10 protein-coding genes are annotated in these 11,668 nt (G+C 67.8%); 2 read left to right on the top strand and 8 right to left on the bottom strand.

Annotated features, from left to right (window positions below; translation table 11 throughout):
- Positions 1-75 precede the first annotated feature (75 nt).
- Positions 76-735, top strand: coding sequence for a transcriptional repressor LexA (gene lexA / locus GKO32_RS15645; protein ID WP_312867980.1), 660 nt, complete (start codon positions 76-78; stop codon positions 733-735).
- A gap of 165 nt (positions 736-900) precedes the next feature.
- On the opposite strand, the gene GKO32_RS15640 is transcribed toward lexA, so the two are convergent.
- The 7 genes from GKO32_RS15640 to GKO32_RS15610 form a co-directional block, all read right to left on the bottom strand.
- The gene (locus tag GKO32_RS15640) at positions 901-2,247 is read right to left on the bottom strand and encodes a tetratricopeptide repeat protein (protein ID WP_154757574.1); all 1,347 of its coding nucleotides are present in this window, start codon (positions 2,245-2,247) and stop codon (positions 901-903) included.
- Positions 2,244-3,185, bottom strand: a complete 942-nt coding sequence (locus tag GKO32_RS15635; protein ID WP_154757573.1) for a helix-turn-helix domain-containing protein — start codon at positions 3,183-3,185, stop codon at positions 2,244-2,246. Before GKO32_RS15635 ends, GKO32_RS15640 begins: the two co-directional genes overlap by 4 nt.
- A 176-nt stretch (positions 3,186-3,361) precedes the next feature.
- Positions 3,362-5,329 (bottom strand): tetratricopeptide repeat protein, encoded by a 1,968-nt coding sequence (locus tag GKO32_RS15630; protein ID WP_154757572.1) that lies wholly within the window; start codon positions 5,327-5,329, stop codon positions 3,362-3,364.
- 244 nt (positions 5,330-5,573) lie between these two features.
- A complete protein-coding gene (locus GKO32_RS15625) occupies positions 5,574-6,635 on the bottom strand; it encodes an IniB N-terminal domain-containing protein (protein WP_154757571.1) in 1,062 nt (353 codons plus the stop codon).
- Between the two features lie 178 nt (positions 6,636-6,813).
- On the bottom strand, positions 6,814-7,443 hold the full coding sequence (locus GKO32_RS40175) for a helix-turn-helix transcriptional regulator (protein WP_312867979.1): 630 nt from the start codon (positions 7,441-7,443) through the stop codon (positions 6,814-6,816).
- Between the two features lie 28 nt (positions 7,444-7,471).
- Positions 7,472-8,278 carry an SAM-dependent methyltransferase gene (locus tag GKO32_RS15615; protein WP_154757570.1) on the bottom strand — a complete coding sequence of 269 codons (807 nt, stop codon included), beginning with the start codon at positions 8,276-8,278 and terminating at the stop codon, positions 7,472-7,474.
- Complete coding sequence (locus GKO32_RS15610; RefSeq protein ID WP_166459572.1) at positions 8,278-9,408, bottom strand: helix-turn-helix domain-containing protein; 1,131 nt, start codon at positions 9,406-9,408, stop codon at positions 8,278-8,280. Before GKO32_RS15610 ends, GKO32_RS15615 begins: the two co-directional genes overlap by 1 nt.
- Between GKO32_RS15610 and GKO32_RS15605 the strand changes: the two genes are divergently transcribed.
- The gene (locus tag GKO32_RS15605; RefSeq protein ID WP_166459571.1) at positions 9,365-10,705 is read left to right on the top strand and encodes a sensor histidine kinase; all 1,341 of its coding nucleotides are present in this window, start codon (positions 9,365-9,367) and stop codon (positions 10,703-10,705) included. The genes GKO32_RS15610 and GKO32_RS15605 overlap by 44 nt on opposite strands.
- A 17-nt stretch (positions 10,706-10,722) precedes the next feature.
- Here GKO32_RS15605 and GKO32_RS15600 read toward each other — a convergent pair whose 3' ends face one another.
- Positions 10,723-11,595 (bottom strand): SAM-dependent methyltransferase, encoded by an 873-nt coding sequence (locus GKO32_RS15600; protein ID WP_376765963.1) that lies wholly within the window; start codon positions 11,593-11,595, stop codon positions 10,723-10,725.
- Positions 11,596-11,668 lie beyond the last annotated feature (73 nt).

Below are 11,668 nucleotides of genomic sequence, written 5' to 3'. Positions count from 1 at the left end.
CTCGGAGACGTGTATAAGAGACAGCCCCCTTCACTCCATCTCGAACGCGGCGGGCGGGCCCTCTACCATTCCCCGGTGACCACCTACGACGATCTTGACGCGTTCGAGCACCTCGACACCTCGGCCTTGCCGCCCCGGCAGCAGCGGATCCTGGTGGCCATCCGCGACTGGGTGGTCCGTTACGGCTACCCGCCCAACACGCGCCAGCTCGGCGACGCGGTCGGTCTGCGGTCCTCCTCCTCGGTGTCGAAGCATCTCGCCGCGTTGGAGGAGAAGGGATTCCTGCGCCGCAGCGCGACGATGTCCCGGCCGATCGACGTCCGGATGTTCCTGTCACCCCCGGCCCGGGAGCAGGCCGGGGACTCGGTGGCCGTGCCCGTGGTCGGTGACATCGCCGCCGGCGCACCGATTTCGGCCGAGGAGCATGTGGACGATCTGCTGACTCTGCCGCGTGAGCTCACCGGCCGGGGCACGGTCTTCGGGCTGCGGGTGCGTGGGGACTCGATGATCGACGCCGCGATCTGTGACGGTGACATCGTTGTGGTGAAACAACAATCGGAAGCCCATTCCGGCCAGATCGTCGCGGCGATGCTCGACGGCGAGGCCACCGTCAAGGTGTTCCGCCGCCGCAACGGGCACGTGTATCTCGAACCACGCAACCCCGCCTACGACGTCATCGACGGCGACGAAGCCGTCGTGCTCGGCACGGTCGTGTCGGTACTGCGCAGCGTCTGAGGACCGTCGCAATGGGGTGGGTAGACGTTGACCACCACTACCTTCTCCGGAGGAGCGTCCTTTTCGGACGGAGTCGAGCCGGTCGCCGTGGCCAGGCACACCAGTGCCGTGGCCACGGCGGCTCGGATGCGAATGCGTGGACGTAACGAAGCTTTCTCACTCACATCAAGAGAATTGCACCCGCGTGATCAGCGGGAAAGACGTGTCACCAGTACTGTTCAGGAAACTTTCCACCGAGTCCGCAATGGACTCGACCTCCGCCACGGCCTCGTCGTCGTGAAGATCAGCGAAGATCGACCGTGCTGCCGCGAAAGCGTCGCGCGCTTCGGCTTCCAATCCCAGCGCCCTTAACGCGACGCCGCAATGCAACTGGCTTTCCGCCTCACCCCAACGTTCCACACTGCGGGCGCGAAGCTCCCGTGCTTCGTTGAAATGAATGAGCGCTCGCGCCGCCGCTTCCTTGCGCAGGTGCAGCAGACCGAGATCGCGGTGGATAAGGCTCTGCAGGGTGAAAACGTTGGTCCGGTAGGACTGGTTGAGCGCCTCCACGGCCACGTTGAGCGCATCGTCCGCACGCCCCATACGGTCCAAAGTGGCCGCTGTGCTGGCCAGCACGATGGCTGTCCCGAACGGCCAGCCGACCGCCTTGAAATGCCGCAGCGGTCCGGCCAACACGAGGAGGGCTTCGTCATGCTGCCCTTGGGCGCTCAGGCTTTCGCCCATGGCGTGGCCGGTCCAGGCCCGCCCCCAGCCATCGTGACCGATTTCCTGCTGCAGCCGCATCGCCTCGCGCAGGAGCACGAGCGCGTCGCGGTCGCGCCGGAGTTCGTGGAGTGTCCAACCGAGACCGTGCAAGCTCCTGGCGATCGCCAGCGGATCATCGGCCTTCCGGGCGATTTCCGTGCCCAGCTCGAACAACTCGAGGTAGGCGCGCCACTGTTTGTGGAGGTAGAAGTACGGCAGGCAGTGGACGGCCAGTTTCCAGCCGTCTTCGTCACCGTGCTGCGCGGCGCTTCTCGTCAACGCGAACACCGACGCGAGTTCGATGTCCACCCAGGACAGTGGATTCAGGACGGCGAAGCCCGGTAGATCACGTGTGTCGCGATCCGGTGCCAGCGCGGGACCAGCCCAACCCGGTGCGATCAGGTCACCGACGGCGGCGACCGTTTCGGCATACCACGCCAACAACTGCCGCCGTGCGGTGTCCAGTTCGCCGGGGTCGTCTTCGATCATCGCCCGGTCCGCCGCATAGGAGTGCAGCACGTTGTGCAGCTCGACCCGGCCGTCGGGCGTGGTCTCGATCAGATGGTACGCACGCAACGTTTCGAGTGTGGCCCGTGTCTGGACAAGATCAGCGCCCGTCAACGCCGCGATCGCTTCCGGGCCCAATGTCCGGCACGGCTGGATGCCCAGTAGCCGGAAGGTACGCGCGTCCTCTTTGGACAGTGCACCGTAGCTGAGCCGGAGCACGGCTCGCAGGTGCGGCGGCTGCTCGGTCACGATCACGGTCACTCGCCCTCCTGCTCCATTCTGCGGACCAGCTCGCGAATCGTCAGCCCCGGGTCGGCGGCCAGTCGTTTCCCGGCGAGCACAAGGAAAAGCGGGTTGTAGCCACATCGCTCGGCGAGCAGGTCGGCTCCCTTCGGATCGAGCATGACCCGCATTTCACCGGCCACATGGGCAAGCAGGGTTCTCGCCTCGGCCGGGGCCAATGGCCCGAGTTCGATCACCGTGACGTCGGACAGATCGGGAACCGGCTCGCTGGTACTGGCCACGAGCAAGCTGCGCGCGCCGGGATTCAAGGCCGTGATCCATTCGACCGGCGCACCGTTGAGTACACACAGGACTGCTTTTTCCGTGATGATGCGGTTCACCAGCCGGAGCAGCTTTTCCGCGGAGGGGAGCCCGTTCTCCTGTGCCAGGTCGGCCAGGGCCCGCTCCGGGATGCCCAGATCCTTCAACCCGCCGACGAGCACCAGTTCCCGCGGCAGGAGATTCTCCGGGTCGTCCAGATCGAGGTACACCGACCCGCCGGGAAAGTGGCCTCTCTGCAGGTGGTGCACTTCGGTGACGAACGCCGTCTTCCCGATACCACGGTCACCCGTAACGAAAATCTTCCTTCGCTGCGCATCCGCCATGTCCAGCAGGTTCAACTCGGGGCCACGGCCGACAAGGCAGCTGCCATTCTTCGGCTGGGCCGGCGGGGCGACCGCATACTGGGCCAGGTTTCGGTCTTCTTGCACGACCTGCCAGAGCGTGCCGCCGGTTTTCAGGAACCGGTCGAAATTCTTGGCAACGTCATCCGACGGCAATTGCTGACCGTTGATCAGCTTCGATACATACGCGGTGGAATAGCCTGTTTCCTTGGCCAAGCGGACCTGGGTCAGCTTGTATCTCTTCAAGAGCCTGCGAAGTTCCGCGCAGAACCGGCTCTCGGACTGGTCGGTCATTCAGCCTCATCGGATGGTCGGCGGGACATGACGGGCAGCGCTACGCCCCCTTACGCAGCGTGCAAGTTGCTGATAGCCGCCACCTGTTAGGCGCTTTACTTCACCTGTAGGGACTAGTGTTTCATTATTCTAGCCCACCCAAGGTAAGACTCGTCCAATCGCGCCCCACCGCGCCCCTAGGACTCCCGGCCGTCGGCGGGCTTTCGGCTCACGTCCAGGTTCGTCAGTGCCGCGTCGACGACGAGGGTCTGTGGGTCGTGCAGCTCGGTGAAGATCCGTCGCGACTGCTGGAGGGCGTCCCGCGCCTCGGCGTGTTTCCCGGTTCCGGCGAGGACCTCGGCGAGGCTCAGCAGGCTGTCCGCTTCACCCCAGTGTTCGCCCGTCGCGCGGCGCAGTTCGATGGCCTTCGTGAAGTGCACGGCCGCCGCGTGTGGTTCGTTGTTTCGTTGGTGCAGCAAGGCAAGCTGATGGTGCGACCGGCCTTCCAGCGGCCAGATCCGGAGTTCACCGGAAATCGCCAGCGCCTCCCGCGCCGCCTCGAAAGCGAGGGCGGGCCAGCCCTCCTTCTCCAGCGTCGCGGCCTTGCTGGCGAGGGCGATGGCGGTGCCGAACCGCCAGCCGGACTGGCGGAAATGCCCGAGCGCGTCGTCGAGCCGTTCGCGGGCGTCCGGGTAAAACCCTAGTGCGGTAAGGACTTCGCCGTGCATGTGTGCGGTGAGCGCGCTACCGCGGGCGTCATCGATGCCCTCGTGCAGTTTCCTCGCTTCCCGCAAGTGCGGCAACGCTTCCTCGTCCCGGTTCAGCTCGTGCAGCACCCAGCTGAACGCGTGCAAGCTCCGTGCGCGTGCCACGGCACTTCCGGAGGCGTCGGCGATTTTCACCGCGGTGCCGGCAAAATCAAGGCAAGACTGCCACCGTTTGGTCAAATACAGGTACGGCAGGTACAGCACGGGCAGTTGCCACGCCTGGGAAATCTCCGTTTTCGTGGCGTGTAGCAGCGCCACCGCGGCCGGGAATTCGTTGTCCAGCCAGGAAAGCGGCGCGCGGTAGTCGGTCCCGGAGAACTCCGGCAACGTCAGCCCGGTCGTGTCGATCTTCATCGCCGCCCCGGCCCAGTCCGGCGCGAGCGCGTCACTCGCGACGTAGGTCATCGCGGCGTACCACCGCAGCAACCGGCGCCGCGCGGCGGCGAGTTCGGGCTCGCTCGGGTATTCGCCGACCGGGCCGGCCGTCCGGTACCGCTTGCCCGTACGCTCCACGAGCCCGCACCGCACGAGCTCGTCGACGGCGTCCTTTGTGGAGGGAACGCCGAGATCGGTCAACGCGGTGATGGCGAACAGGTGCAGCGCGCCGCACGGCTGGCTGCCGAGTAACCGGAAGGTCTTCGCGGCTTCCGGGGACAGCGTGCGATAGCCGGCGTCCATGGCAACCGAAACCCCCGCGTCGATCGGCCTGCGTACCCGCGTGGTCGCACCACCGGCGTCGAGCTCCTCCGCGAGCCGGGCCATGGTCAGGTTTTCGCGCGCGGCCAGTTGATCACCGGCCAGGCGCAGCGGGAGAGGCAGCCGGGCGCACAGGTGGATGACCCGCTGGGTCGCTTCGGGATCGCCGGCGACCCGGTCCGCGCCGGCGACTGTGCTCAGCAGCCGCTGGCACTCCTCGATACTCAGCGGGCCGAGCGCGAGCGTGGTACCCGCGAAGCCGGGGAGCGCGTCGCGGCTGGTGACGACGATGCCGTTGCCCGGCCCGGGTCGCAGGGCGTGGACCTGCGCGGCCGAGACGGCGTTGTCGAGGACGACCAGGATGCGCCTGTTCTCCGTGACGAGCCGGAACAGACCGGGGAGTTCGGCGGGCGCGGTCGACGTGTGCGAAACGCCGAGCCGCCGCAGGAAACCCGCCAGTATTGCTTCGGTGTGGCCGGCTGTGCCGTTCAGATCGGCGTAGAGGCAGCCGCCGGGGAAGCGGTGTTCGGCCCGTGTTGCCCACCAGCTGATCAGCGCGGTCTTCCCGGCACCGCGAGGTCCGGTGACAGCGACGGTTTCGGTGCCGGCGAGCTCATCAAGGAGCCGGGCTTCGCGAGTGCGCCCGACGAGAAGCCGGACGGGGTCAGGCAGCATGGCCGGCCACTGCCGCTCGAGTTCCATCGCGCGCCACCCGGGGGTTCCTGTGCGGCGACGGAGCTCAGTGTGGTCACAGGCTGTATCGGACCACCACCTGTTGGCCGCGCCGTGTCAGCGGATCAGGTAAGTGTGTTTCGACCCATGAAACCACATGTCGCGCTAGGACGCGGCCGATTGCGGTAATGGACGGCGGCAGGCTCCTGAAAGTGTTTTCGTGACCTCCCCCCGGGGGCCGGGTCCCCGCCGGCGGCGAGGACCCGGCCGGGACTCAGTGACCGAGCGGGAGATCGGTGTGCAGCAGGTTGCCGCTGAGGTCGCCGGTGTCCGGCAGCGCGGCGTGCGCCGTGTCGAGCAGCCCGCCGTGGGTGACCGAGCCGGTCACCGAGGTCGCGTGCGAAACGGTGTCCTCGACGGTGTCCGGCACGTTCGGCACGGCGGCGGCCGCGGGCAGGTGCGGCAGTTCGGCGGCCAGGTGCACCGGCAGGTCGGCAGGCAGGTGGACCGGCGCCGTCACGTGCGGCAGGACCGAGGTCGCCTGGGCCGCGACGGCGGGCACCGAGGTCAGGTGGCCGGCGACGTCGGCGCCCGTCGCGGCGACGGTCTCACCGAGACCCGCGCCGGCGCCGGCGATGTGGTCACCGGCGAACGCCGTCACACCCGTGACGCCCGAGCCCGCGAGGTCCACGCCCTGGTCGACGTAGCCGGTGGCGGTGCTGCTCACCGGGGAGGCGTCGGAGAACACGTCGGAGTCCAGCGTGCTGCCCAGGTCTCCGACCGAGTCGAAGCTCGGCGCGGACAGCGGCAGGCTGCCGACGCCGACACCGTAGGCGCCCGCCGACGAGCTGAGGCCGACACCGAGCGTGCCCGCGCTGGCGGCCACGGCACCGGTCACATCACCCACCGGAGTGGCGGCCGCCAGGCTCGTGGCGAGTCCGTCGGCGGTGGCGCCGAAGCTGCTCGACACGGCGGTCGCCTCGGTGACGCCGGAGACGGACCCGAGCGCGAAGTCGCTCGTCGAGGCGGCGGTGGCGGGCACCTCCTGCGCGACGGTGGCGACGACCTCGAGGTGCGCGAGCGCGCTGTTGAGGTCGTTCACGCCGAGGGCATCGGTGGGCAGCGAAGCGAGCCCGTTCTCGACCGCGTCCGCGACGGGGGCCGGCACATGCTCGGCGACCAGCGAGGTCACCTCGGAGACGTCGGCGCCGGTGATGTCGGTGAGGCCGGCCTCGGACAGCACCGCGGTCGGGTTCGCGAGGAACGCCGAGCCGAACGCGTGGTCGGTGACCAGGTTGAGCACCAGGCTGTGCAGGGTGTGGATCGGATGGGACAACGGATACTCCGCAATCTAGGGGGAGGGGACTCGCGCGCGGCGGACAATCCGCCACACGACGCGGTCGAACCTAGAGATCAACTTGCGGGGGCACATCGGGGATGGGTCCCGATCTCTACGCAGAGTTGCCCGCGTCCTCTTTAGGGGATTAGGGGCCTCACCCTATCGAGCGATCCCGTCAGCGGCGACATTCGGCGAGGTCGGTGTACAGCGAAGCGCGCGAGATGCCCAGCCGTGCCGCGACCCGGGGAGCCGCGCCCCGGACGGCGAACACGCCGCGCTCGTCCAGGGTTTTCAGCAAGCGCAAGCGTTCCCGGCGGCTCAGGCTGTCCACAGGTTTGGCCAGCGCCAGCTCCTCCGCGCGGACGACCGCGTCGACGACCTCGTCGAAGTTGTCGGCGAAGGTCGTCGGCGGGATGTTCGCCGGAGCGAGCCCCGCCAGGTCCGACAGCAGATCGCCGGCCTGCCGCAACGCCGTCACGTCGAGGTTCACGCACAGCGCGCCGAACACGTTTCCGTCGGCGTCGCGCAACGGCAGCGTCGAGGACTTCACCGTCCGCCCCGCCTCGGTGCGCGTGACGTAGTTGAGCTCCGGGCTCGCGTCCTCGCCGCGCGCGAGCATGCGCAGTCCGATCTCGCTCATCGCACCACCGACATGCCGCCCGGTCACCTCGCCCGCGACCGCGACCACCGACCGGGTGCCGAGCCGGTAATCGTGCAGCACCACTTCGCAGGAGCGGCCGAAGGTCGCCGCCAGGCCGGGAATGAGGTCCTTTACCGCGTCGAGGATCGCGTCCGCCGTGTCCACCCGGTCAGTCTAGATGTCAGACAATTTGTCAACCGGGAAGGCGGCCCACGGCGCAGAGCCCGACCTGACGCGGCGCGTCCTCCTCGTCCGGCACATAGTCCGGATCCTCGGGACGCCAGTCCGGCAACGGCACGAGCCCCGGTTCGATGAGCTCCAGCCCGGCGAAGAACTCGCCGATCTGCGCGCGATCGCGGATCGCGAGCTTTTCCGCGACCGTCTCGTTGTAGACCCGGCGCGTCTCCTGCTGCAACGCGCCCGTCCGCCCTTCGGCCGGCGCGAGATGACTCAACGCCAGGTAGCTGCCGGGCGCGAGCGGCTCGAGATAGCGGCGCACGACGCGCACCGCCTCCGCGTCGTCGGGAACGAAGTGCAGCACCGAGATCATCAGCACCGCCACCGGCTGCGAGAAGTCCAGTAGTTCACGCACTTCCGGCGCGCGGAGCACGGAGTCCGGGTCACGCAGGTCCGCCCGCAACGCCGTCGCGAACTCGTTGCCGGCCAGCAATTCCCGGCCGAGCTCGACCGCCTCGGCGTCGTAGTCCACGTACACGACCCGCGCGGCGGGGACCTCGGCCTGCGCGATCTGGTGCACGTTTCCCACGGTCGGGATGCCCGAACCCAGATCCAGGAACTGCCGCACTCCGGCGCCGATCAGGTACTGCACCATGCGGCGCAGCAACTCCCGGTTGTAGCGGGCGCCGACCGCGGCCATCGGGAACGCGCGCAACATCTGCGCGGCCACTTCACGATCGACCACGTAGTTGTGCGTGCCACCCAGCAGGTAGTCGTACACCCGCGCCGCTGCGGCGACACCGGGCTCGGCAGTTTCGGGCATCAGTCGTCTCCTGTGTCGTTTCCGGACCCCTCGTCAAGGGGCCACCGTTCGCGGAAACCGCGCCGGACCTCCCGCAGGAAGCGCCGGGTCGAATCGGGACTCAGCGCACCGACGGTCGCGTTGAGCCAGAGTTCCTCATATGACTGGATATTGTCGTCGGGATAAAGGCGTCCGCCCACCACGGTGAACGCGAAATCGAGGTGACGGCGGAATTCGCCGATGACGCCCGGCGCGGTCAGCCGCAGCAACGCGAACCGCTCCGGCGTGGTGTTCGTCGGCAGGCCGGGCGGTGGGTCGAATGGCGCCAGTTGCAGGGTGACGTTGGGCAGTTCCGACAGCCGCAGCAGGCGGTCGATCTGCTCGACCATCACCAGTGCATTCCCGCGGATCCGGCGCACGCATGATTCACTGAGTACCACATAGACTTCCGCCGGTTCTTCCCGGAACAGCACGCGTTGCCGGTCGCGAATGGCGGCCAGATTTTGTTCGGCCGGTGACCGCACGCGCAGATACGATTCACACTGCAATAGATCGGGAATCTCTTCGACGGCGACGAGGCGAATGAGCCGGGCGTCCTCCTCAAGATCGACGTACTGGCGGAACGACTCCGGATGCGTGGCGCGCGGCCCGCGCCAGCGGCCACGCTGGGAAGTGCCGCTGTTGAGCCGCAGCGCCAGTTCGAGCGCCACGCCATTCGTTGTGCCGTAAACCTTCAACAGTGCATGCAGATCGTCCTTGGTGATTCCGCCGTCGCCGTTTTCCAGGCGGGTGATCTTGTTCTGTACGCTTCGCGGCGAGGTGCCTGGCCAAATGATCCCGCCGACCTCTTCCTGGGTAAGGCCCCGTTGCTCGCGTAGATGCCGTAGCAACGCGGCGAGTTGAAACCTGCGACCGGTCGGGGTTCGTGCCACCGGAGGGACTGTCACGCGGAAAACTTTCGAGCTGATGAAGTAGCGGGACCGAATTGTAGACAGCGGTACCTGGCGAAATCCAGCGTCCATTGGAGTAGCCAGGGCCGTCGACGCGATTTCGGCGGTACCATCAACCGTGCTCTCCCGAGCGTGGCCCCGGACTCTGCGCTGGCGAGTGTACGCGATTGTCGGCGGTTTGCTCGTGCTGCTCGCGGTCACGGCCGTGGCGACCACGGTGTCCCGGCTCTACGCCACCTCCGTCGGCAATCATGTCCGGGATTCGTTACGGCCGGCGCAACAGTCCGCCGCCGCGCTCAGCAAGGACTATGTCGACATGGAGACCGGGGTCCGGGGTTTCATCCTGACCCACGACGACCGGTTCCTCGGCCCGTACGAGTCCGGCCGGAGCGACGTCGTCAGCCGGGACCGGGGCCTGCGTGAACTGCTGTCGTTCGACGGGCCTTCGCTGCGGTTGCTGGGCGGCGTCGACGCAGCCGCGCAGGCCTGGGAGCAGCAGTCGATCATGCCGGGCATCGCGGGCGTCCGCGACGGCACCCTCGACGTCGCGGCGAACGCGGAAACGGGCCGGGAAGCGTTCGACGTGGTGCGGGCCCGGGTGGCGGACTTGCAGTCGCGTATCGACGAGCTGACCGCGACCGGGCTGGGGGAATCAACCGCCGCGACCAACACGGCCAACACCATCACGATCACGTGCGCCGTGCTCGCGCTCATCCTCGGCGCGATCATTGTGCTGCTGTTGCGAAATTCGCTGGACGCGCCGCTGCGGCGCCTGGTCGGGCAGGTCCGGCAAGTCTCCGACGGCGAGCTCGACCGCGGCGTCGACGCCGGCGGCCCCGCGGAGATCGCGGAACTCGGGCGGGCGGTGGAGGTCATGCGGGTGCGCATCCTCAGCGAGATCGACCGCGCCACAGAGGTTTCCCAACAGCTCGTGCGGCTCGAGGAGACCGACCGCATCGCCCGCGAACTCGGCGACACAGTGCTCAAACGGCTGTTCGCGATCGGCCTGGACCTGCAGTCCGCGGCCGGACGGTTCCCGGCCGCGCGCGGCGTTTTCACCAGCGCGGTCGGCGACCTCGATCAGGCCATCAACCAGCTGCGCTCGTCGCTGTACGGACACACCTCGGACCTGGGCGGGCAAGCATTGGGGCTGTCTGTGCAGACCCTGGTCAGCGATCTGGAAACAGAGCTCGGGGTGGTGCCCGAGCTGGTGCTGACCGGTGACCTCGACGGCCGGCTTCCCGACGAAGTCGTGGCCGAAGTGCTGGGTGTGCTGACCGATGCGATGGGGGTCTTGCTGACCCCGGGCGTGCGCGAGCTCGTGGAGATCGGGCTGGCCAGGGACGACGGGATGATCCGGCTACGGGTCACCGGGCCCGAGCCGGAATCCGTCGAGCCGCTGGAGGCGCTCGGGGAGCGGGCGCGGTTGCACCACGGCGACGCCCGGACAAGGGCCACGGACGGCCGTGTCGTGCTGGAGTGGTGGGTGCCGGTGTGACGGTTTCCTGTGCGGGATCAGGGTTTGCGCGCGACGATGCCCGCGATGCACCGGGCGGCTTTGCTCAGCGGCGTCAGCCGCGGACCGTCGGGCCACCATTCGTCGCACACCACGAGGTCCGGCCCCGTGGTCGCGTTCGGTTTGATGATCTCCAGTCCCGGCAGCATCGCGAGAATCTCTTCCTTGGTGCGGAAGCGGCCCGCGCCCATCGGGCCGTGCACCAGGATGTTCTCGATGCGCTTGGCGAGCTCGGTCAGCTCGGGTACCTGAGGGTCGTAGAAATGTGAGAACACCACGTAGGAACCGGGCGCGAGAGCGTCGATGTACTGCCGCATGACCTCGGGCCCGCCGTCACCTTCGAAGTGGTGCAAGGTGCCCACGTGCAGCAGCACCACGGGTTCGGTGAAGTCGATGTGCTTGCGGACGATCTCGTGTGCCAGCACGGCGGGCGGGGCGAAGATGTCCGCCTCGGCCATGTGGACGTTCTCGTTCTCCTCCAGCAGCGCGCGCCCGTGCGTGAGCACCACCGGGTCGTTGTCCACGTAGATGACGCGCGTGTCCGGATTGCCGCGCTGGACGATTTGGTGGGTGTTCTCCGCGGTGGGCAGGCCCGAACCGCAGTCGAGGTACTGCTCGATCTGGCTCTGCGCCGCGAGAAAACGGCAGGCGCGGTTGAGGAAACCGCGGTTGCCCCTGGCGATGTCCACGGCTTCGGGGACCGCCTCGTTGATCTTCCGCATCACGGCACGGTCCACGTCGTAATGGTCCTTGCCGCCGAGGAATCCGTCATAGATCCTCGCGATGCTGGGCCTGGTCGGGTCCACTCCGACGGGGACCTGGCTGGGTGACTGAGTGGCCGGTGCACCGGACATCGCTGCCTCGCAGAACATTGGTCGGATTGACCCACTGAGAGTAGTGCGCCATGTCGCGACCGTAAACGCCGACGTCTGCTGTGGTGCGCTC

It is taken from the genome of Amycolatopsis pithecellobii (genome assembly GCF_009707865.1).
Taxonomy (GTDB): Bacteria; Actinomycetota; Actinomycetes; order Mycobacteriales; family Pseudonocardiaceae; genus Amycolatopsis_E; species Amycolatopsis_E pithecellobii.
The sequence above is the reverse complement of the archived record's forward strand: the minus strand, read 5'-3'. Positions and strand labels throughout refer to the sequence as shown.

Bases quoted from the DNA above. Each gene is read 5' to 3' on its own strand.
- GKO32_RS15635 (WP_154757573.1), bottom strand. From the start codon at position 3,185: ATGACCGACCAGTCCGAGAGCCGGTTCTGCGCGGAACTTCGCAGGCTC.
- GKO32_RS15630 (WP_154757572.1), bottom strand. From the start codon at position 5,329: ATGGAACTCGAGCGGCAGTGGCCGGCCATGCTGCCTGACCCCGTCCGG.
- GKO32_RS15615 (WP_154757570.1), bottom strand. From the start codon at position 8,278: ATGCCCGAAACTGCCGAGCCCGGTGTCGCCGCAGCGGCGCGGGTGTAC.
- GKO32_RS15600 (WP_376765963.1), bottom strand. From the start codon at position 11,595: ATGTTCTGCGAGGCAGCGATGTCCGGTGCACCGGCCACTCAGTCACCC.